This window comes from Marinomonas gallaica, from assembly GCF_001639745.1.
Taxonomy (GTDB): domain Bacteria; phylum Pseudomonadota; class Gammaproteobacteria; order Pseudomonadales; family Marinomonadaceae; genus Marinomonas; species Marinomonas gallaica.
Genome location: NZ_LTAX01000012.1, coordinates 90,056 through 111,801, shown reverse-complemented (window position 1 = coordinate 111,801; position 21,746 = coordinate 90,056). Strand labels below are relative to the sequence as shown.

Genomic DNA, 21,746 nt, shown 5'->3' with positions numbered 1-21,746 from the left:
AATCACGCTCGCTAGGCTTATCCCATTCATGACGGCCACCAGTCGGATGGCAATAGATCCTCACTCTCCCGTCTCTTTAGATCCATCATTGCAACCCATTGAAGATAACGGAATGTTGTTTGGATCTGCTTATGGCCTAATAAGGCTTGCAGCCGTGGTAACGGCATTCCAGCTAACAGTTGATGGCAAGCAAACGCATGACGTAGGCTATGGAAGCGAATGCACTTTTGAATTCCAGCTCGCTTAGCGGCTTCTTTTGTTTCTAATCGCAGGTATTTACTATGCAGAGGACGGTGCTTATCCAATCCATAAACCACCACATCGCAAGGTTCGTATCGTTGCCAATAGGCACCTAGCACCTGTTGCAAGCTTTGCGGAAATAGAACATAGCGATCTTGCTGCCCTTTCCCTTGCCTTACTTTGATGCAGTGATGCGTAAGGTCTAAATCATCGACTCGCAGTGCATTAATCTCGCTGATTCTCATCCCTGTTGTATAAGCCAACACCATGGCGACATACACTTTTGGGTGCTGACAGCATCTAATCATCGCTTGTACTTCATCTGGATAGAGCAAGTCTGGGATTTTCTGAGATTTATTAGGGTGAGGAAGTGATACCGATGACATCTCTTTGTTAGCGACTTTTCGGTATAGAAAGTTCAGAGCATGTAATGCTTGGCGACAGCTTGACCAGCTCCACTCACGCTCTCGTATCAAATACAGCAAATACTGTTGAATATCACTTTGATTGAGTTGATCTGGCGGTACTCGAAAATACCGAGCCACTTCCGTTAATTGGTATAAATAAGCTCTTTGCGTCGACATAGAAAAACCTTCTAGGGTCATCCTGTCTATGACTTGCTGGCGTAAAGGCGTCATAACTTAATTCTCCATTGTTGAGTGGAAGATTAAGTTTGGTTCTAAATGGGGGAATTGGGAAAACTGAGAAAAGACCCGCGAAGCGGCTTAGTTCAACATTTTGATAGTGCGCATGCACGTTTACACAGTATTGGATAGCTCAGAGAAAACGTTCTAACGATTTGTTTTAAAAGCATTTTTCAGGCTTGCCCAGTAACAACTAAAAACATGAAATCGAGCATGCGCGTTATAACAGTTTTCCACAGCACGCTATTCTGGCTGCGGCATTGTTTAATTATTGATCTTAATACAGTTTCCTTAACGCTTCCATGACAAACCGAGAAACTGAACGGCATTCAGATCATAAAAGCGTGCCTTGGATTTAATAAATCAAAAATAGACTGTATATAAAAACAAGTTTTTGAGCTTATCCACAAGAGGTTTAAAAGCGGTTGAAGCTATTTCTAATTTAGATAAAACCCTCGCAAAACAAGGTCCTACAACAGAATAAAACGGTCATTTTGATCGCGGATACAATCCGCTCGTACGCACCATTTTAGCGATGTTCCATGTTGTTTAATGAGCGCTGACGGTCGAAGAATGAGACATTGCGCAAGCGAATTAAACACATGGAATAGAGTCTGCAATAAGGTTAATAAGCACCGACTCTGGAGCACTAGCAACCTAGAAGGAAAGTTGTCTAGATTACGGCGTTGATTCCCTCGCGCAGCGAGGTCGTACAGGTCGCGGCACGGAGTGCGCTCCTACGGTTCGGATGCTGCGGGGCAAAGCTGTTGCTTTGATCGCGGATACCATTCGCTCATACGCATAAGTAGCGATACTCCATGTTGCTTAATTCGCGCTGACGTGGCCGAGGCACGAGGATTGCGCAAGCGAATTAAACACATGGAATAGAGTCTTCAAAGCGTTTTGTACTTTATCGCATCGGGTGTTTACAGACGTAGACTGAGTTGGTGGCGATGCCGCCTTGGAATGGGTTTTCAAACGGTACTAAGTGGGATTCGACGGTTTCAAATACGGTCTTCAATAACGCAATGAAGTCGTCTTCCGGTGGGTTCTGCGACCACATGGCAAATACACCATCTTCAACCAGTTGGTTTGCCATTAAGGTCAAGTTCGCGGTGGTATAAAACCCAGCGTTGGCAGGGTTGAGGTATTCCGTTGGCGAGTGGTCGATGTCTAATAAAATCGCGTCGAACTTCTTGCCTGCTTGCTGCGGGTCGAAGCCTGTCTCTGGGGCCGTGGCTAAGTCAAAGAAGCTGCCGAGTACATAACGATTACGAGGGTCGGCGTTGAGCACTTTGCCCAAGGGCACCCTTTCTTGTTGATGCCAATGAATCACGGTTTCTAACGCGTCCACCACTAACAGCTCAGCAATGCGTTCATCGGCCAAGGCGGCAACCGCGGTGTAGCCTAACCCCAAGCCACCCACGACGACTTTTAGTTGCTCGCCTTCTACCTGCGCCAAACCTAGCGTTGATAAAGCTTCTTCCGCCGCGACAAACATGCTCGACATTAAAAACTCTTCGCCCAGTTTCACTTCATAGATATCACGATCCCCCAAAGCAGGGATACGGCGCTTACGCAGGGAAATTTCACCTAAAGGCGAGTCTTGGCTGTCCAGCTCTTCAAACAGAAGCGACATATATGTGATCCTAAAACAGGTAAATGGCTGACTAGTATACGCGTAATTCCAGATTCATACTTGAACCGTCATAGCGTGAGGCCAAACCAAGTAAGACATAAACTCGTCAAGGAAGTATTTGCAAGATGGCGATAAGGACTGGTGACCGAGGTTATGACGAAAAAGCCCCCTATGACGCGTACCATAGGGAGCTTTTTGAAAAATCAGATCACTTAATTACTCTTGCGTAATTTTATTCCAGCCGTTCCAGAATCCCGGCGTTTGGTAGCAGATGTAGTAGGTGCCATCTTTTCCACCTTCTTTGGTGTAGGCAACCACTTGGATTTGGCCATTTGGATTGGTACACGCTTCGACACGCGTCGCATTTGTCAGTGGCTCATTGCTGCCAGTCTTGCTGCAGGTGCCCTGTAACGGTTGCGGCTTAGACCACTGGGTTTTGCTTGAATCATCAAGTTGCCATGTGTGCATTACTGTGCCGGATTCATCAATATAAAACGCTTCTACTTTAGAGTCCGCATTGGTTGCAATAACGTAATTTTCCATTGTTCATCCTTCCTATATTGATTGCCCCTACTCTTGTCGCTTTTCAGGTCGCGCGGCATTTTTGAAAGTTATGCTCTCTGTTCGTTGGTGTCCTGTTCAATCCGTTTTTAGCCAATCCATTTGACCGATATGAAACCCGAACTTCGTCCTTTCGATACACCTTATGCCTTCGACGTTAACGTACTAACTAGGAGATTCCAACAGAGTGCTTATTTCATTAGCACTATTTACTTTAATGCACGTTTTTCGCACGTTGCTTAAGGGCTGACCAACGCTCTAAAGTCTAAGAAGGTGAACCTTAGAGCGGTTTGCCGCCGATACTGTTATCGACGGTTGCCAAATGCACTAGCGGTGCTGACGGCCAATACCGATAGCAATGCCAAGGCGCTTACAGGGGCTAAGACAACCCAGTAGCTGCGCTCAATATAGGGTAAGCCTTCGGCTAAAATACGCCCCCATTCTGGGCTTGGAGGCATCGCGCCTAAGCCTAAGAACCCTAACGATGCCAACGTTAAAGCGATTCCGGGAACGCGTAACATCGCATGACGTAACAGCGGTTTAATGACCGCAGGAAACACGTAAAAGACATTGCGACGTATCACTCCCAAGCCGATTAATGGCAGCATTTGAACATATGGGCGCGCTTTCACTTCAGCGGTGAGTGCTGAAGCATGGGCGGCCAACGGTGCCCAACTGACCAAAATCACAGCAATGGAGGCACCCACCAGCCCAGGACCATAGACAGCCGCGACCAATAAACCACTCAAAATCGGTGGCAATGCATTCGCGACTTCAATGGGTCCCGCCATCAAACGAGGGAACTGCCCAATAACAAAGCCCAAAAGCAAAGACACCAACGCCACGACGATCGCTAACACACAGGTGTAGAAACTGCCGTGTGCTAAGCGTGCTAACAAATCACGCCCCATCGCATCGGCACCAAACGGTAGTGCCAACGACGGTGCTTGTAAGCGCATAAATTCCACTGAATAAGGATCACGTGTGATGCCAGCGCAGGTCATAACGACCAATAACAGTAAACACATCACGGGAATCAGACGTGTACTTTTGGCCAGAATGACATCCGCTTCTTTTGGAATCGGCATGGCCCCCTGACGCAATGCTTGACCGAGAATCATTGCCTTCAAGACATTCACCAGCATACCAATAAAGAAGGCAAACACGAGCATGAACAACACGCCTAGCTGCAAGGATGGCACGTCTTTCGACACCGCCGCCCCAAGTGTTGCACGACCAATGCCAGGGATGGCGAAGATTTTCTCAATGGCCACCACACTGCCCGTCAGTGCCACAATGGTCAGGCCGATCATGGGCAATACGGTAGTCAAGGCACGGCGAAGCACCGCTAAAACAATATGCCAACGACTCACACCGGCCACACTCCACGTGGCGACCCATGCCTCAGTGAAGACTTGAGCGATGTTATCGGACAATAGACGCCCTAGGTAGCCCGCGGTAGGAATCGCTAACGCTAGCGCAGGTAAAACCACATACGAAATGCCTTTCCAACCATACGTCGGTAACCATCCTAGCCACACTGAGCCGACCAATAACAACATCGAAGCCAAGACAAATTCGGGTAAGGCCGTCAACAGCACCGCGAATGCGCCACTGCTACGATAGGCCTGACCTCGCAGGCCACGTCGGATGGTTGGGATACACAGTAACAAAGCCAGTACAAACGACACCCCTAAGGCAAACCCCATCAGCGTCAAGGACACCCCTGCCGCGCTCAACATATCGCCTAATATAGGCTTTCCGGTGACCCAAGATACCCCCGCATCGCCCTGCAGTAGCCCCTTCAGCCAAGACAACATCAGCGCCATCGGACCTTGATCTAAACCTAAGGACTCGCGAATCGCGTTTAATGTCTCGGGTGTCGGGTTTTGCTCTGAATAACGCGCCCGCAATAATGCCAACGCGGGGTCTTGGCCTGATAGCCAAGGCAGCATTGCCACCACGATGACCATCCCCATAAGGGACAGTATTCGTGAAGACAGAGTAAAGGCCCAAGATCGGTCAAGAGGAAAGGTCTTAACCGCAGCTTGTAACGTCGTTTGTAGTCGAGCTTTCATAGAAGTGCTAAACGCTTATTCCGCTGAGTCAGGAGACACAAGATGAGTTTGCGTTGAAATAATCAAACGCTCGCGGGGATCCGCAATGGCCTCTCTCACACGCTTTGATTCGCCTTGAATCACACGCTCGTGTAATAGGGGAATGGCCGCATCACTTGCCAAAATCAAACGCTCCGCTTTCATGATGGCTTTTTGACGCGCTTCACCAGCGGGTAACACAGACGCCGCCTCAATGGCGTCATCGATCGCCGGATCACACAACTGCGCTAGGTTATAGGAACCTTCACAGGTGAAGTCGCTCGACATGTAAGCAACGGGATCACCGAGATCCAACATGGTGGCACGCGACAAGATGAACAAGTCAAATTTACCTGCCAATGCATCCTGTTCAATTTGCGAGTATTCACGCACATCTTGCTTGACGGTAAAGCCCGCTTCAGTCAATTGCTGAGCCAAATACACCGCCACTTCAGGAAGTTCAGTTCGGTCGGTATAGGTACCCAATACAATCTCCACGCCCTCTGGATCAGAAGGGGCAACCGGCGCTGCCACTGGTTGACGCAGTTTTGCCGCCCAAGGTAGCGCTGGTCCAAGTAAACCCACACCGATGTCAGCACGAGACTCGTAAACGTTGTCGATCAGCTGCTGACGGTCAAGCGCTTCACGCACCGCGGCGCGCATGCCCGCATCCTTCATGACGCTGCTGTTCATATTCGCATACAGCGTATTGGTACGCGGCATCGCAACTTCACGAATCATAGACGGATCCAACAACGGGGCTTGCGACACTGGAATCGCCTCAACCACATCGGCTTCCCCAGTGCGCAGCGCCGATGCACGCGCGATACCATCTGGCACGAAGCTCACGTCAATGCCCGCCAGTTTGGCTGGCTCACCCCAGTAGCCATCAAAACGATCGACCGTGGCTGTGCTTGAGCCATTCAATTTCACCAGACGAAACGGGCCTGTTGCGGTACTTTCAGGGTTGATCGCCCCGTTTTCGCCATAAGCACTTGGCGCTAAGATGGTGAGCTGTGGGCTACTTAGACGTTGCGCCAATAGCGGGTCTGGTTCCTTACTACTAACGATGACCGCGTTGTCACCGTCGGTTTTAACGGTCCAATCCACGCCGTCTAGAATGCGCGGTTTGGGCGCAGCGTTCGCCGCCTTATCAAGCGCATTGGCCACGGCGTTTGCATCCATTTTCGTGCCATCATGAAACATAACGCCTTCTCGTAACGTAATGCGCCAATCATTCGGTGTGATCTGCTCCCACTCGGTCGCCAGTTTAGGCTCTAACGTGCCTTCGGCATTTAAAAACGCCAAGGTCTCACCAACGCTCCAACGGGAGAATTTAAAGGCATCATCACTCAATGGCGACAGGCCTGTACGAGGCGTCAACAACATCGCCAGCTTCAAACGGTCGTCTTGAGTTTGAGCGGCGGCATCGGCGCTCTGTTTCGCGTCTTCACTTCCGTCAAAACAGCCCGTTAATGCTGTGATAGACAGCGCAAGCGCCATCCATGACCAAGTTTTCTTTGGCTTCATGAAAATTTCCTTTGTCTAAGTTAGTTCGATAATAAAGAAGAGGGTTGCCATGCGTTGGCATGAACGGTTGGCACCGCCTCAAGAAGGCGTTGGGTATAAATATTGTTTGGTGCTCGCAAGGCATCGGCGGTGGGCTGGTCTTCGATGATGCGCCCTTGCTGCATGACGAGCATGCGGTCACATAACCCTGACACCATGGAAATATCATGGGTGACCACCAACAGTCCCATTTGATTCTCATCGCATACCTGTGAAAGCAGAGCTTTGACTTGCTCACGTAAAGGGAGATCCAAGCCACTGGTGGGTTCATCCGCCAGAAGAAATTTAGGTTTGATAATCAGAGCACGGGCTAACGCAACACGCTGGGCTTGCCCCCCCGACAGCTCTCCGGCTTTTTGGGCCAGTACAGAATGTGGCAACTCCACTTGCTCTACCGCGCGCTGCAACATAGCCATATCAGGGGTGCCCAGCTTAAGCCGCTTGATGGGTTCAGACAGTAATGTGGCGACAGTTTGGTGTGGCGGTAAGGCCGTATGCGGATCTTGCGGAATGTACTGCACCAACTTGCGATAATGATTCATCGGGCGCCATGGCTTGATGCTTATCAGCTCGCCTTCGCAATGAATCTGACCTGACTGGGCTCGAATCACGCCGAGCACGAGCTTCAGCAAAGTGGATTTGCCACAGCCGGACTCCCCAACTAAACCGATGCGCTCTTGCTGACCGATGTTCAAGCTCAATGGTGGAATGATATCGGATGCTCGGTCACGGCCATAACGCAGTGCTTCCAACTGTAAAAAAGGCACCTGACTCATGCGTTAACAACCTTTTTTGGGGGTTGGGTCATGTCCGAAAAGACTTGTTGGGCCGCCGCGACCAAGCTTTGGGTGTAGGGATGTTGCGGCGCACTCAATAACTGCGCTAACGCACCTTGCTCTACGATCTTTCCGTTCTGCATCACGATGGCACGGTCACACAGTTGCGCGGCAACACTGATGTCATGGGTGATAAACAGCAACGACAATGGGCTGCCGTGTAACTGTTCAGAGTGAGTGCACACATGATCGTCACAACATTGACGCAAGACTTTAATGACTTGCTGCTGACTCAGCACATCCAGCGCGGTTGTCGGTTCATCGGCAACCAGTAAGTTTGAGCCGCTGAGCAGTGCAAAAGCAATGCATAAACGCTGCCGCTGGCCACCCGACAATTCAGAGGGCAAACGTGCGAGTAAGGACTCAGCGTCTTTCAACTGCATTTGCTGTAGCAGCGCTAATAACTCGTCGCGCGATTGAATATTGGTACTCAGCGACAATTGCTTACCCACACTCATCAATGGATTCAGCGCACTGAACGTATCTTGGAACACCGTTGCCACACGGGCGTGTGCTCGTCGTGCCAAGACCGGCTGTTGCGCCACTGAGATCCCATTCACAAGAATGTCACCCACCACCTCGATGTAGGGTGCGACCGTGCCATTGATTGCACGGGCCGTCAGAGATTTCCCCGACCCCGATGCGCCAATCAGGCACACCCGCTCCCCTTCGTACAACAAAAAGCTGATGTTATCGACCAGCGTTTTCTGGTCTAAAGACAGGGATAGATTACGCACTTCTAGTACGCATTTTGAGTCTGAGTGGGTAGATGACATGGTATGAGTGTATTAACGTGTTTTGATAATGTTATAACATATCAAAAAGAGCGTGTTTGAGAAAGACAGAATTACACTTATTTATATAACGAACACACTCCGATCTGCCTATTATTGAATAGGCCATAAAAAACGGATAACTGATCGCACAAAAAATAACCTCTTTTTGGTGTAAGAATGTCTGTATCTTGTTCGTATAAGGTTTAAGATCTAAATCTAACTAATCCGTGCGGGGAATAAATAATGGTCGTAAGCACCATCAAAGGAAAACTGATCGGCAGCTTTCTAGCATTGCTGATTTTACTATCGGTGATTACCAGTGTTGCCATTACTCGTATGCATAGCTTTACCAACAATTTAGAACAAATTGTTGAAGGCAAAGCGATGCTAGTTGAATCAAGCACTGAACTGACTAACCTTGCTGAAGGGCTGGCTAGCCGTTTATTACTGCTATTTGTTCTCGAAGAGCGCGAACAGCGCGTCGCCATTTATAAAGAAATTGACGCAAAGAACGCTGCCATGGATCAGCAAATAAAATCGATGCAGGCACTTGTCACGACGGCGGAGCATAGCCGCACTTTAAAGCGCCTAGCTGAACAAAAGACGCTCTACCAAGGTGCGCTACAGGCCACAGTAGAAGCTTTAGAATTTGGTGAATTGGCCGATGCAAGAACACAAATGGCCGGCAATACGCGCACTCAACTGGAACAATTCACCCAACAAGCGCTTGGCTTTGCCAATGAGCAGCGCCAAGCAATGGCGGCTCAGCAACAAGCAGTGATAGCCAGCAGCGATCAAGCCATTTTCATCATGTTGGTAGTCGGTGTGTTAGCACTATTAGTTGGCTTACTGATGGCCACACTGATTACTCGCTCTGTCGTCTTACCAATTCAACAAGTAGGCCAAGTGCTAGACCAAGTCGCCAACGGGGATGTATCAAAGGTCGTCAATGTGGGCGCGTCTGGCGAATTGGCTCAACTGACCAGCAGCACTGAAAAAATGCGCCTTAGCTTGGTTCGGCTTGTTGGAGAAATAGATCAGAGCGTTAACAGCGTATCACACTCTGCCACAGCGATCGGGAAAACCGTCAATACCGTTCGTGACGGCGCTCACGCTCAAGAATCGATGGTCTCAAGCATTGATTCATCGGTCAATCAGCTAAGTTCAGGCTCGTCTCAAATTGCCCAAAACTTGGGCTCGGCTAAAGATCAGGCACAAACAGCCCATCAATTAGCGCAGCATGGCGTGCAAGTGATTAACTCTGCGTCGAAAGAAATCAATGGTGTTGCTAACTTTATGGCCGACAGCGCCTCTTCTGTAGCAAACTTAGAGCAGAGTGCAGCAAAGGTCACCGAGTTTGTCGATCAGATCCGAGAGGTTGCCGACCAAACCAATTTACTGGCACTGAATGCTTCCATCGAAGCCGCTCGCGCAGGGGAAACTGGCCGTGGTTTTGCTGTGGTTGCAGATGAAGTACGTAACCTTGCCAGTAATACCGCGCGCGTCACAGAATCCATCGACCAAGTTATCACGCAAATCAGCCAGCTGGCTTCGCAAGTGGCCAATGAAATGGGACAAGGGCGAGAAAAAATGCGTCAGGGAATCGATCAGATCGAGCAAGTAGTCACTCCGCTATCACAATTAGAGAAAGACTCGGCACTGGCCTTACAGAGTTTAAACGACCTCACCCATTTGGCGAATCAACAAGTTCAGGACGCAAGTAATATCAACCAACAGGTCCAAGCCATTGCAGACATCATCCACCGTAACACGCAAACCTCACAAGAGCTTGATGAATTAACTAGTGTGTTAAATGAGGCCGTAGGGCAAAGCAAAAGCGCGACGTCAACCTTTTCTCTACCTAAGTAATCGATTGCCACTAGGGGCTTGGCATGGTGTCTCTAGCCCCATTTGGAGTACCATAATGCTTTCGTTGGATTCTTGGATAGCGCACTGTGTCGAAACCTGAAAACCCGTTACTTGAGCATTTATTCGATGGCTTGGACGATACGCCGCAGCCGATTTATGCGCGCTTGAAACACGCGATCATTCAACGCATTCAAAGCGGCCATTGGAAGGCAAAACAACGTGTGCCATCCGAAGCGGAATTCGTGCAGGGTTTAGGCGTTAGCCGCATGACGGTTAACCGTGCTCTGCGTGAGCTGACGGCAGAAGGCATTCTTACGCGTCAGCAAGGCTTAGGCACGTTTGTGGCGGAGAAAAAGGCGCATTCGGCCTTATTTGAAGTGCATAACATCGCTGAAGAGATCCGTGAACGTGGCAATCAGCATCATATGACACTGCTGTTGCTGGAGTCTGGCAAGGCGACTGTCGAAGAAGCCATGATGCTTGGACTACGGACTGGTCACGCTATCTTTCGCTCCGCAGTGCTGCATTTTGAAAACGATTTGCCCATCCAGATCGAAGAGCGCGTCGTCAATGCGTTGATGGCGCCGGACTACCCTACGCAAGATTTCACTCAGCACACCGCCTACGAGTATCTCATGAGCGTCGCCCCCATGACGGAAGGAGAACATTTGGTCGAAGCCGTGATGCCCAGCAAAGAAGAAAGCCAACATTTGCAGATTGAAACAAGCGAACCCTGCTTGCAAATTCAACGACGCACTTGGGCGGGCGATGATATCGTCACCGCCACACGCTTATTGCACCCTGGCTCACGTTTCCAGCTGTTTGGCCATTTTGGACGCTAGTTAAGCATCGTATATCACGCTTTTAATAACGTTAGCGAAATCGCGACGACTCTCCGCTTCTTGTTCATGGTGAAAGTCTTTTACCACCTGCTTACCGAAGACAAACACATCTTTGATAACATTGTCTTGGCAGGCAAATAGCCAGCGGTTAAGCAGATCGTGCGATTCACTGGCGGCGATAAACGGATGCGTGTCATCCAGCACCATAAAGTCCGCCCGACTCCCTGTCTGTAATCCAAGCGTCACGTCACAGGCTTGGTTGCCGCCGTGTAAGGCTTGGTCAAATAAGTAATCGCCAACGTGTGGCTGGGTGACGCGATACAATCGGTTACGTTGTTGATCACGCAAACGCTGGCTGTATTCCAAAGTGCGTAACTCTTCCACGATCGACAAACTCACATGGCTGTCAGAGCCAATTCCCCAGCGACCGCCAGCCTGCTCAAACGCCACCCCGGGAAAAATGCCATCGCCAAGATTCGCTTCCGTGGTCGGACACAAACCAGCGACGGCGTTTGAGCGCGCAATCGCCTGTAACTCGCTGTCATCCAAATGGGTGGCATGCACTAGGCACCAACGGCTATTTAAACCAATGTGCTCTTGCAGCCACGCCACAGGGCGCTGGCCGCTCCATTGAACGCAGTCTTGCACTTCTTTTTGTTGTTCGGCGATGTGGATATGCACACGAGCCTGTTCTGGTGTGGCCTGTAGCACTGTTTCAATTTGCGTCTGTGTCACCGCCCTTAATGAGTGGAAACAGACGCCCAATTGATGCTGCGGTTGCGCGATCAGCAAAGCGTCACAGGCTTGATATAACGCTAAATAGGCATCGGTGGAATGAATAAAACGCGCTTGCCCAGACGTTGGCGCTTGAGCGCCGAAACCTGAATGACTGTAAAGCACAGGCAGCAAGGTCAACCCGATGCCTGAATCGTTCGCGGCGAAGAGCAGTTGTTGTGCCATTTCAGTGGGATCATGATACGGCGTGCCACCGGCTTGATGATGCAGATAATGAAACTCCCCGACTTGGGAGTAACCCGCTTTGAGCATATCAATATAGAGCTGCTTGGCGATAATGCGCGCGTCTTCAGGTGTTAGCTTTTGCACGACCTTGTACATCAGATCACGCCAGCTCCAAAAACTATCATTCGGATTCAAGCAGACTTCAGCGGCCCCCGCCATCACCCGCTGAAAGGCGTGTGAATGCACATTGGCCACTGTTGGTAATACCGGACCTGAGAGAAGCGTCGCGTCTGCCGGACATTTTTGATCGGATTGCACCGAACGGATAACCCCCGCCTGAACGTCCAACACAACATTGTTTGCCCATCCGGTCGCCAACCAGGCACGCTTAGCGAAGTACAGGTCACTCTTTGTAGGCTTGGTTTTCGTCTCGATCATAATCCTGTCCAATAAAAGCGATAAGAAAGAGTGTAATAGAGCATTTAATGTATATACAAGTAAAACAAAAGCATCCTATGAATATAAATCCCCAGCTAAAATTATAACTGTTTGTTTTATTTGAAATAAACCTAAAAAATTACGTTTAACATTGATGAATAGCTCATTTATTCATAAAAAATGTCCGTGAAATACTTGCATACCTCCCTTAAAAGCACTAATTTCAATACAAGCTTGTATATACATCTAATAACAATTAAACAGCCGTATTCATTGTAGGAGTGGTTCATGTCACAACCTAATCATCATACCCGTCATCGCTCTGGCGTGATCAAAGCCGCTACCGGCACCCAGTTAACCGCTAAATCGTGGCTCACCGAAGCGCCACTGCGCATGTTAATGAATAACCTAGATCCAGATGTGGCGGAGAACCCAGAAGAGTTGGTGGTCTATGGTGGCATTGGCCGCGCCGCACGTAATTGGGAAAGTTACGATAAAATCGTTGAATCCCTCACCGAACTAGAAGAAGACGAAACCTTGCTGGTTCAGTCGGGCAAGCCGGTAGGCGTATTCAAAACCCACAGCAACGCTCCGCGCGTTTTGATTGCGAACTCTAACTTGGTGCCCCACTGGGCTAATTGGGAACATTTCAACGAACTCGACGCCAAAGGTTTGGCGATGTACGGTCAAATGACGGCGGGCTCTTGGATTTACATTGGCAGCCAAGGCATTGTGCAAGGCACCTATGAAACGTTCGTGGAAGCAGGTCGCCAGCATTATGATGGTAAACTTGCAGGTCGCTGGGTACTGACCGCAGGCTTAGGCGGCATGGGCGGCGCACAGCCCCTTGCCGCCACCTTGGCGGGTGCCTGTTCATTGAACATCGAATGTCAGCAAAGCCGTATCGACTTCCGCTTACGCACTCGTTATGTGGACGAGCAAGCGACCGATTTAGACGATGCCATGGCACGCATTAAGCAATACACGGCCGAAGGTAAAGCGGTGTCGATCGCCCTCTGTGGTAACGCTGCCGATATTCTGCCAGAGATGGTCAAGCGTGGTATTCGACCTGATATGGTGACCGACCAAACGTCCGCGCACGATCCGCTTAATGGTTATTTACCGATTGGTATGAGCTGGAAAGAGTACCGCGATAAAGCACAAACACAGCCTAAGGAAATCGTCACCGCTGCGAAAAAATCCATGGCGAAACACGTACAAGCCATGTTGGATTTCCAAAAAATGGGCGTACCAACATTTGATTACGGCAACAACATTCGTCAAATGGCGATGGAAGAAGGCGTCGAAAACGCGTTTGATTTCCCGGGCTTTGTGCCCGCTTACATTCGTCCCTTATTCTGTCGCGGCATTGGCCCGTTCCGTTGGGCGGCACTGTCAGGCGATCCCGAAGACATTTATAAAACTGACGCCAAAGTAAAAGAACTGATCGCTGACGATGAGCATTTGCATCACTGGCTTGATATGGCGCGCGAACGCATTCAATTCCAAGGTCTGCCAGCCCGTATTTGTTGGGTCGGACTGGGACAACGGGCCAAACTTGGCCTCGCTTTTAATGAAATGGTACGCAGTGGTGAATTGTCTGCGCCTATCGTGATTGGCCGAGACCACCTAGACTCAGGGTCTGTTGCCAGTCCAAACCGTGAAACCGAAGGCATGCAAGATGGCTCCGACGCGGTATCAGATTGGCCGCTATTAAACGCGCTTTTGAATACCGCTTCTGGCGCCACATGGGTGTCGTTGCATCACGGTGGTGGCGTGGGTATGGGCTTCTCACAACACTCCGGTATGGTGATTGTCTGTGATGGCAGCGACGATGCCGCTGAACGCATTGCGCGTGTACTGCACAACGACCCAGCAACAGGCGTTATGCGTCATGCCGACGCAGGCTATGACATTGCCATCGACTGCGCCAAAGAACAACACCTTAACTTGCCAATGATCACTGGCCAATAATTCGAGGTAGACCATGTTTGAATTAACCTTACAACCGGGCAAGTTAAGCCTAAACGATTTGCGCCAAATCAGCCGCCGTTCAGTCAAGATACAATTGGACGAAAGCGCTCTTCCGGCGATTAATGCCAGCACCCAAGTGGTCAACGATGTGATCGCGGAAAACCGCACGGTTTATGGCATTAACACAGGCTTTGGCTTACTGGCCAATACCCGCATCGCCCCAGAAGATTTAGACGAGCTGCAACGCAGCATCGTGTTGTCCCACGCCGCTGGCATCGGCGCACTGATGGACGATCAAACGGTTAAGCTGATCATGGCACTTAAAGTAAACAGCCTAGCACGTGGTTTCTCGGGCATCCGTTTAAGTGTGATTGAAGCCTTGATCACCTTGATCAATAAACAAGTGTATCCGTGTATTCCGAAAAAAGGCTCCGTGGGCGCGTCCGGTGACCTAGCACCATTGGCGCATATGAGCACGGTGCTACTGGGTGAAGGCCAAGCCCGTTACCAAGGCGAAATCCTATCGGGTAAAGCGGCGCTCGCCATTGCCGGATTAGAACCCATTACCTTAGCCCCGAAAGAAGGTCTAGCACTGCTGAACGGCACCCAAGCGTCCACCGCGTTTGCCTTAGAAGGTCTGTTCCAAGCCGAAGATTTGTTTGCTTCGGCTACCGTGTGTGGTGCTTTAACCGTGGAAGCCGCACTCGGCAGCCGTAGCCCATTTGACGACCGTATTCATCAAGTGCGAGGCCATCAAACACAGATCGACGCCGCGGCCGCTTATCGCCATCTATTGGGCGAAACGAGCGAGCTGGGTGATTCCCATGTGGGCTGTGAGAAAGTCCAAGACCCCTACTCGTTGCGCTGTCAGCCACAAGTTATGGGCGCGTGCTTAGAACAAATCCGCAGTGCTGCCAACGTGCTGTGCGTAGAAGCCAACTCTGTCTCGGATAACCCGTTAGTATTTGCCGCTGAAGGTGACATTATTTCTGGGGGGAATTTCCATGCCGAACCCGTGGCCATGGCCGCCGACAATCTCGCGTTAGCCATCGCCGAGATTGGCAGCTTGTCTGAGCGTCGCATGGCGCTGCTGATCGACAGCAATCTAAGCAAATTGCCACCGTTCTTGGTCGATAATGGCGGCGTTAACTCAGGTTTTATGATCGCCCAAGTCACCGCCGCGGCATTGGCCAGTGAGAACAAAACCTATGCCCACCCTGCGTCGGTCGACAGTCTACCGACCTCTGCTAACCAAGAAGACCATGTGTCCATGGCGACGTTTGCCGCGCGTCGATTAAACGACATGTCGGAAAACACCCGTGGCATTCTCGCGGTGGAAATCTTATCCGCGGTGCAGGGGTTGGATTTTCGCGCGCCGTTAAAGTCATCAGAACGACTGGAGCTGGCACGCGCTACGTTAAGAGCACGCGTACCGTTCTACGATAAAGACCGCTACTTCGCACCCGATATTGAAAAGGCGAATAACTTGCTTAAAGAAGCGACTCACAATGACAGTATGCCTGAGGGTTTACTGCCAAGTTTGCATTGATCTAAGGAGCCCACATGACGCAATCGGACGACCTCATGCAGCTCGACAGTTTATGGCGCGGCGTGCATGTCGCGACCATGAAAGACGGTCAATACAGTACGATAGAAAACGCCGCCATCGGTGTTCACGGCGGCCGTATTGCGTGGATTGGCCCCGACGATCAGTTGCCGCGTTACCAGACTCAGCAAGAGCACGATATGGCAGGGTGCTGGGTCACGCCTGGGCTAATCGACTGCCACACACACCTAGTATTTGGTGGCAATCGTGCGGGTGAATTTGAACAACGCTTAAACGGTGTCAGCTATCAAGACATTGCCGCCCAAGGAGGCGGCATTGCGGCTTCCGTTAGTGCTACGCGCGCCGCCAGTGAAGCAGACTTGGCGGCCAGTAGTAAACGTCGCTTGCAAAGCTTAATGCGAGATGGCGTCACCACGGTTGAGATCAAATCCGGCTATGGCTTGTCCCTTGAAAGCGAGCTAAAAATGCTGCGTGTCGCAACCACATTAGGCAATGAACTGCCCGTCACGATCAAGCGTACCTGCTTGGCAGCCCATGCCATGCCCCCAGAGTTTGATGACAAAGATCGCTACATTGATTATCTCTGTCATGAGGTGTTGCCGAAGGTCGCCACGTTGGGCATGGCCGATGCCGTCGACGCTTTTTGCGAGCACATTGCGTTCAGTCCCGAGCAAGTCGAGCGTTACTTTCAAACGGCAGGTAAATTAGGCTTGCCGGTTAAACTCCATGCGGAACAATTGTCAGCCCTAGGCGGTAGTACCATGGCTGCGAGGTATCAAGCGTTATCCGCCGACCATCTGGAATTTATCACTGAAGACGATGTCAAAGCCATGGCCAGCGCCGGTACTGTGGCGGTGTTATTGCCTGGTGCGTTCTATACGCTAAAAGAAACCCAACGACCGCCAATGAGCTTGCTGCGTGAGCACGGTGTCAAAATTGCCATTGCCACCGATTCCAACCCAGGCACCTCGCCTGCGCTGTCATTGCGCTTAATGATGAACATGGCCTGTACACTGTTTGGCATGACACCCGAAGAAGCCTTGGCTGGCACCACCTTGAACGCCGCCAACGCTTTGGGTATGGCGCACACGCATGGATCGTTAGAAATGGGGAAAGTAGCCGATTTTATTTGCTGGGATGTAGAAAGTCCGGGGGAATTGAGCTATTGGTTAGGAGGCGATCTCGTGAAACAACGTATTCAACAGGGAATCATTAGCTCATGACACCATTCAGTTCAACGCTCGACCATGCGCCATTTGAGTTTCGCCAAAGCGAAACCCCTCTGCTTGTTAGCATGCCGCACTCGGGGTTAGAAGTGCCAAATAGCATTGTCGATGGGTTAACAGAACAAGCTAAAAAACTGCCTGATACGGATTGGTATATCCCTGAGCTGTATGGCTTTTTAGAGTCTTTAGGTGTCGGTGTCATCAAAGCCAACTATTCTCGCTATGTCATTGATCTTAACCGACCGCTTGATGACAAACCCCTGTACCAAAGTAAAACGACGGGGCTGTTTCCGAATATTTTATTTGACGAGCAACCCATCTTCGAAGCCCATAAAAGCCCAACAGAGGCTCAGCGAGCAGAGTTTAAAGAACATATTTGGCAGCTATACCACACCTCAATCGCCATGGAGCTGGCACGATTGAAAGCCAAGTTCGGCTACGCCATCTTGTTCGATGCTCACAGCATTGCCGCCCAAGTCCCCATGCTGTTTGAAGGGACACTGCCTGATTTCAACTGGGGCACCAACCAAGGCGCATCCTGTGATCAAGCCCTACTCGACGCGGTACTCGACACCATTGATCCAAATTACTCCGTTGTCTCTAATGGGCGCTTCAAAGGCGGTTACATTACTCGACACTTCGGCCAACCGGAGCAAGGCATCCACGCGATTCAGTTAGAATTATCACAAGCAACTTACCTCAATGAAGAGCAGGCTGCACAGAGCATTTACCATCTGGATAACGCAAAACTGCCGGACATACAGAAACAGCTTAAAAGGGTTATTGAGGCATGTTTAGGGACAAGGTTCGACGCTATTTAAAACATTCAACGTTGGCACGCTAGCCCGCTTTAGATTACCTTATACGTCATACATTGATCTACTAAGGCGATACAACACGTGAAGCAAGATGTTCTTTCTTTAATCGAGCAAAACTATCCGACCTTATCGCCTTCAGCGCGTAGCATCGCAAATTACTTGCAGCAGCACCCGCTAGCGATTGTTAGCCAAACATCGGCCGAGATTGCCGAACATACGCATACCTCTAAAGCCACGGTCAGCCGCTTCTTTCGTCAATTAGGTTTTGAGTCTCAACAAGATGCTAAACAGGCGCAATTACAATTGCGTCAGAACGGAGTGCCTGTTTTAACTCAAGACAACTCAATAGATCAAACCGCTGAAGAATTAAAAAATTTATCACTGACTTTCGAAGGATTGCATGCCGATATACTCAATGACGTGTGCGCTCAATTAGCGAACGCCAGCCGTGTTACGTTGATTGGCTTTCGTAACTCTTATCCCGTGGCCTTGCACTTTCGCCAGCAGTTACAGCAGATTCGACCGTCTATCCGCTTACTGCCTCAACCAGGGCAGACATTAGGGGAAGATTTACACGATATTTTAGACGGTGAAGTGATTGTGTTATTTGGCTTCCAGCGCCGTACTCGTGTCTTTAAGAAAATCGTCGAAGTACTGAAAGAGCATCAAACGATTCTGATCACGGACCCCACAGGTCAAATGTACAATCAACAAGTCAGCCAAGTTTTAGTGTGCCATTTGGGCAATGACAACCCTTTTTACAGCTATGCAGCGCCAATGAGCTTGGTGTCGATGCTGTCTAATCGCGTATATGACCTGATTGGCAAAAATGGTCACCATCGCACCCAAGCGATTTCTCAGCTTTTCAATGAATTAGGTGAGATGGAATAACTGCCCAAGTGCTATGACTACGAATAAAAACCAACCTTCAAACAGATTGGTTTTTAACCATTTCTGCAGTTTTAATTAATGTTGTAATGCAGTGACCATACTGGCTACAACCTCTGAGCTTGAAGGAATACTCGCATCAGCACACATGACAATATGATGTGATTCGTAAAGCGGCGTATAGCGGTAAGGTACCGTAAAATAGAAGATTCCTACCGTTGGCGTATGTGTCGATATCGCGATATTTCGAACCCCTGTATCGGGCGCCACAAGTAACGACGCTTGAGCCACTTTCAGCACTAAGTCATCTAGAGGTAAACACGCCTGAATCGAGAAGTTACTTTTCGATGTTAAGTCTTCCAGAAACTCACCTTTTTCAAAGTCATTCTTACCTTCTAAATACACATGCAGGTAGTCTGGTAACGCAGCCATTCCCTGCTCCACCACTTCACGCATCTGCTCTTTTGACAGAATTTTGCTTTTCATCGAAGCACCATTGAAGTACAAAATAAATGGTGCGTCCTTATCGCAAACAACTTGGTGGTCAGGGTAGGCAAACTCTAAACGTCTTGGTGGTGTGTGACCTAAAATACGCAGCATATCTAACATCACTTCAACTTCAGGTTGCAAATCAGAACGAAAAACCGCCACATCACACAGTACCTTACGCATCAAGCTATTGTAGGGGAAACCGATTTTAAGCTTTGCTTTGCCCAGCGCCATCATCCAATGGGAGCGATTGGTGCTGGCGAGATCGAACATGAGATCTTGTTCACCAAGTGCTTTGACACAGGCAAGTTTATCTTTGCTACCTGTGGTTTTCCGCCTATCGGTGCCAGGCATGATGTTCACATGATCCACTAAATCGACCGGCATTCCATATTGATAATTAGAAACGGCCGCCAAGGTAATTTCTGCATTCGGAAAGAACTTGCGCGCTTCGACTAAGAAGGGACGTAGGATCACTTGATCACCCAACGCAGCATGACGAATTACAGTAATTTTTTTGATCGCGTTTGGATCAAACTCTTCGCGCAAAAAATGGCGTGCTTTTTTATTGGCATACGCACCACGTTCAAACCAAAGATGCTTTAAACGATCTGGTGGGAGTTTTGTCATGTGTTAATCCGTTATAGGTACAAACAATGGTAAACGGATTTTACTGATAAGCAGCGATGAAGCAAAAACTATCTTCACCTTCATCATATATGAAAAAAACGTACTATGACTAACTAGATAGTGCATTAACTATAGTAGTTCTAGCAGCTTCCATAGCATCATGAAAACCTCCACTATCCGTATTAAAGATAACAGAAACTAAGGTAGCAATTAAAACTGCCATGACCGCATACTCAATTGAAGTAACGCCTTGACGACATTTGGCGAAGTTGAAAACGGCCGAATACAGACGATACTTAATTTTGCACATGGAGTGATCCAATAAAATAATGAATACTTTATAAAATACTTCATTGGTAGATATTTACTAGACCTAATCCACATCTAGCCAATGGTAAGGCTTATTTCTGCGATATTAATCCATCACTCAGCCTAATGGGCCACCCAAAATCGTTTTTGACAAACCGCTCAAGATACCAGAGCCATTCTCATTACGTAATTCATCATACCACGCATTGGTTTCATCAGGGTTAACGCCATGTGTCACCTCACAGCGCTTGCGCGCCTTAAGCACTAAGTCTTTTACGCGCTCTAAACGAGCATCGTTGTAACACCGCAAAGCTCCTTCGATATCACAGCTGGCCGCAAAGCAGCGTCCTAATACCACGGCATCTTCTAATGCTGCGCCACCGCCTTGGCCTATATCAGGGGTAGTGCTATGACCTGCATCACCTAGCAAGGCAACACGCCCTTTCACTAACGGGCTAAAAGGGTCAACATCATGAATTTCAATACGGTTGGTGGTATCGGGGTTAATGGCATCTATCAAGCGCTGGACCGGTTCAGCCCACCCTTCAAAATAGCCTTTAAGGTCTTTGATTACGGTCGAGCGATCTTGCGGCAAACCTTTTTCAAGCGGCACATCAAAGAAAAAGTAGAAGCGGTTATCGGCAATAGGCATGACGGAGACACGCTTGCCATCTGCCACAAACATCGTCCATTGCTCCGCAGGGGCGATGCTTTCATCGATCTCAACTAAGCCGTTCCAATTCACATAGCCTGCGTAGCGTCGCTCCACTTTATGGCCCATTAGATAGTCACGAGCGATAGAGTGAGCGCCATCGGCGGCGATCATAAAGTCTCCTTGTGCTGAGCTGCCGTCGGCAAACGTGGCGATAACACCTTGTTCATTTTGGCTGACACTCTCTAGGCGTCTACCAAACTGGACCTTATGACGCCCCCACCAATCAATCATACGAGACTGCAGATCCGCACGAGAGACCGGACATGGTCGTTCGCCCACCTCTTCAACTAAGGGCGCCAAGCTAAATTGTGTCATTTGCTCGCCACTAAAGCCTTCAAGATACGCCATGTGATGCATCGGCCCCCCCAGATCGTCCATGATTTGGCCCATACCTAAGTGATTCATACACTTTACGCCATTGGACCAAACCGAAATCGCTGCACCAACCGGTTTCATTTCTTTCACGGCTTCATAGATCTCGCATTCAATGCCTTGCTGATCCAATGCTGCGGCGGCCGACATACCACCGATGCCCGCACCAATGATGATTGCTTTCATAACGATACCTCACTGTCCAAATACTGCGTTATACAGCGCATCGCAAGAACCGTGCCCGAAACAGACATTCCTAGGAACGTCTTTGACGGCAAGGATTTGATT

The 21,746-nt window shown here is 49.5% G+C and carries 17 protein-coding genes; 7 read left to right on the top strand and 10 right to left on the bottom strand.

Annotated features, from left to right (window positions below):
* Window positions 1-26 precede the first annotated feature (26 nt).
* The 7 genes from AYW76_RS12470 to AYW76_RS12440 all read right to left on the bottom strand — a co-directional run bounded on the left by AYW76_RS12470 (window position 27) and on the right by AYW76_RS12440 (window position 8,361).
* Complete coding sequence (locus AYW76_RS12470) at window positions 27-878, bottom strand: tyrosine-type recombinase/integrase (protein ID WP_067220601.1); 852 nt, start codon at window positions 876-878, stop codon at window positions 27-29.
* A gap of 916 nt (window positions 879-1,794) precedes the next feature.
* Complete coding sequence (locus AYW76_RS12465; RefSeq protein ID WP_067220598.1) at window positions 1,795-2,523, bottom strand: spermidine synthase; 729 nt, start codon at window positions 2,521-2,523, stop codon at window positions 1,795-1,797.
* 216 nt (window positions 2,524-2,739) lie between these two features.
* Window positions 2,740-3,066: a hypothetical protein gene (locus AYW76_RS12460; protein WP_067220594.1), complete on the bottom strand. Its 327-nt coding sequence runs from the start codon at window positions 3,064-3,066 to the stop codon at window positions 2,740-2,742.
* Window positions 3,067-3,389: 323 nt separating this feature from the next.
* Window positions 3,390-5,162, bottom strand: a complete 1,773-nt coding sequence (locus tag AYW76_RS12455) for an ABC transporter permease subunit (protein WP_082866214.1) — start codon at window positions 5,160-5,162, stop codon at window positions 3,390-3,392.
* 15 nt (window positions 5,163-5,177) lie between these two features.
* Window positions 5,178-6,710 (bottom strand): ABC transporter substrate-binding protein, encoded by a 1,533-nt coding sequence (locus AYW76_RS12450; RefSeq protein ID WP_067220590.1) that lies wholly within the window; start codon window positions 6,708-6,710, stop codon window positions 5,178-5,180.
* Window positions 6,711-6,730: 20 nt separating this feature from the next.
* Window positions 6,731-7,525: an ABC transporter ATP-binding protein gene (locus AYW76_RS12445; RefSeq protein WP_067220587.1), complete on the bottom strand. Its 795-nt coding sequence runs from the start codon at window positions 7,523-7,525 to the stop codon at window positions 6,731-6,733.
* Window positions 7,522-8,361: an ATP-binding cassette domain-containing protein gene (locus AYW76_RS12440; RefSeq protein ID WP_067220583.1), complete on the bottom strand. Its 840-nt coding sequence runs from the start codon at window positions 8,359-8,361 to the stop codon at window positions 7,522-7,524. Before AYW76_RS12440 ends, AYW76_RS12445 begins: the two co-directional genes overlap by 4 nt.
* Before the next feature lie 243 nt (window positions 8,362-8,604).
* Here AYW76_RS12440 and AYW76_RS12435 point away from each other — a divergent pair, with 243 nt between their 5' ends.
* Window positions 8,605-10,230 (top strand): methyl-accepting chemotaxis protein, encoded by a 1,626-nt coding sequence (locus tag AYW76_RS12435; RefSeq protein ID WP_082866213.1) that lies wholly within the window; start codon window positions 8,605-8,607, stop codon window positions 10,228-10,230.
* 86 nt (window positions 10,231-10,316) lie between these two features.
* The gene (gene hutC / locus AYW76_RS12430) at window positions 10,317-11,072 is read left to right on the top strand and encodes a histidine utilization repressor (protein ID WP_067094165.1); all 756 of its coding nucleotides are present in this window, start codon (window positions 10,317-10,319) and stop codon (window positions 11,070-11,072) included.
* On the opposite strand, the gene AYW76_RS12425 is transcribed toward hutC, so the two are convergent.
* A complete protein-coding gene (locus AYW76_RS12425; protein ID WP_067220576.1) occupies window positions 11,073-12,470 on the bottom strand; it encodes a formimidoylglutamate deiminase in 1,398 nt (465 codons plus the stop codon).
* A gap of 288 nt (window positions 12,471-12,758) precedes the next feature.
* On the opposite strand from AYW76_RS12425, the gene hutU reads away from it, so the two are divergent.
* The 5 genes from hutU (at window position 12,759) to AYW76_RS12400 (ending at window position 18,946) form a co-directional block, all read left to right on the top strand.
* Entirely contained in the window at window positions 12,759-14,444 is a 1,686-nt protein-coding gene (hutU, locus tag AYW76_RS12420) for a urocanate hydratase (RefSeq protein ID WP_067220572.1), read from the top strand.
* A gap of 13 nt (window positions 14,445-14,457) precedes the next feature.
* Window positions 14,458-15,993, top strand: coding sequence for a histidine ammonia-lyase (gene hutH, locus AYW76_RS12415; protein ID WP_067220568.1), 1,536 nt, complete (start codon window positions 14,458-14,460; stop codon window positions 15,991-15,993).
* A 14-nt stretch (window positions 15,994-16,007) separates the two neighbouring features.
* On the top strand, window positions 16,008-17,234 hold the full coding sequence (gene hutI / locus AYW76_RS12410; protein ID WP_067220565.1) for an imidazolonepropionase: 1,227 nt from the start codon (window positions 16,008-16,010) through the stop codon (window positions 17,232-17,234).
* A complete protein-coding gene (hutG, locus tag AYW76_RS12405) occupies window positions 17,231-18,058 on the top strand; it encodes an N-formylglutamate deformylase (RefSeq protein WP_067220561.1) in 828 nt (275 codons plus the stop codon). Before hutI ends, hutG begins: the two co-directional genes overlap by 4 nt.
* A 78-nt stretch (window positions 18,059-18,136) precedes the next feature.
* Window positions 18,137-18,946 (top strand): MurR/RpiR family transcriptional regulator, encoded by an 810-nt coding sequence (locus tag AYW76_RS12400; RefSeq protein ID WP_067220557.1) that lies wholly within the window; start codon window positions 18,137-18,139, stop codon window positions 18,944-18,946.
* A gap of 75 nt (window positions 18,947-19,021) precedes the next feature.
* On the opposite strand, the gene AYW76_RS12395 is transcribed toward AYW76_RS12400, so the two are convergent.
* Together AYW76_RS12395 and hpxO are read right to left on the bottom strand one after the other, a co-directional pair.
* Window positions 19,022-20,062 carry a glycosyltransferase family 9 protein gene (locus AYW76_RS12395; protein ID WP_067220553.1) on the bottom strand — a complete coding sequence of 347 codons (1,041 nt, stop codon included), beginning with the start codon at window positions 20,060-20,062 and terminating at the stop codon, window positions 19,022-19,024.
* A gap of 427 nt (window positions 20,063-20,489) precedes the next feature.
* Entirely contained in the window at window positions 20,490-21,644 is a 1,155-nt protein-coding gene (gene hpxO / locus AYW76_RS12385) for an FAD-dependent urate hydroxylase HpxO (protein ID WP_067220550.1), read from the bottom strand.
* Between the last annotated feature and the right edge of the window lie 102 nt (window positions 21,645-21,746).

Bases quoted from the DNA above. Each gene is read 5' to 3' on its own strand.
- AYW76_RS12470 (WP_067220601.1), bottom strand. From the start codon at position 878: ATGACGCCTTTACGCCAGCAAGTCATAGACAGGATGACCCTAGAAGGT.
- AYW76_RS12465 (WP_067220598.1), bottom strand. From the start codon at position 2,523: ATGTCGCTTCTGTTTGAAGAGCTGGACAGCCAAGACTCGCCTTTAGGT.
- AYW76_RS12460 (WP_067220594.1), bottom strand. From the start codon at position 3,066: ATGGAAAATTACGTTATTGCAACCAATGCGGACTCTAAAGTAGAAGCG.
- AYW76_RS12455 (WP_082866214.1), bottom strand. From the start codon at position 5,162: ATGAAAGCTCGACTACAAACGACGTTACAAGCTGCGGTTAAGACCTTT.
- AYW76_RS12450 (WP_067220590.1), bottom strand. From the start codon at position 6,710: ATGAAGCCAAAGAAAACTTGGTCATGGATGGCGCTTGCGCTGTCTATC.
- AYW76_RS12445 (WP_067220587.1), bottom strand. From the start codon at position 7,525: ATGAGTCAGGTGCCTTTTTTACAGTTGGAAGCACTGCGTTATGGCCGT.
- AYW76_RS12440 (WP_067220583.1), bottom strand. From the start codon at position 8,361: ATGTCATCTACCCACTCAGACTCAAAATGCGTACTAGAAGTGCGTAAT.
- AYW76_RS12435 (WP_082866213.1), top strand. From the start codon at position 8,605: ATGGTCGTAAGCACCATCAAAGGAAAACTGATCGGCAGCTTTCTAGCA.
- AYW76_RS12425 (WP_067220576.1), bottom strand. From the start codon at position 12,470: ATGATCGAGACGAAAACCAAGCCTACAAAGAGTGACCTGTACTTCGCT.
- hutU (WP_067220572.1), top strand. From the start codon at position 12,759: ATGTCACAACCTAATCATCATACCCGTCATCGCTCTGGCGTGATCAAA.
- hutH (WP_067220568.1), top strand. From the start codon at position 14,458: ATGTTTGAATTAACCTTACAACCGGGCAAGTTAAGCCTAAACGATTTG.
- hutI (WP_067220565.1), top strand. From the start codon at position 16,008: ATGACGCAATCGGACGACCTCATGCAGCTCGACAGTTTATGGCGCGGC.
- hutG (WP_067220561.1), top strand. From the start codon at position 17,231: ATGACACCATTCAGTTCAACGCTCGACCATGCGCCATTTGAGTTTCGC.
- AYW76_RS12395 (WP_067220553.1), bottom strand. From the start codon at position 20,062: ATGACAAAACTCCCACCAGATCGTTTAAAGCATCTTTGGTTTGAACGT.
- hpxO (WP_067220550.1), bottom strand. From the start codon at position 21,644: ATGAAAGCAATCATCATTGGTGCGGGCATCGGTGGTATGTCGGCCGCC.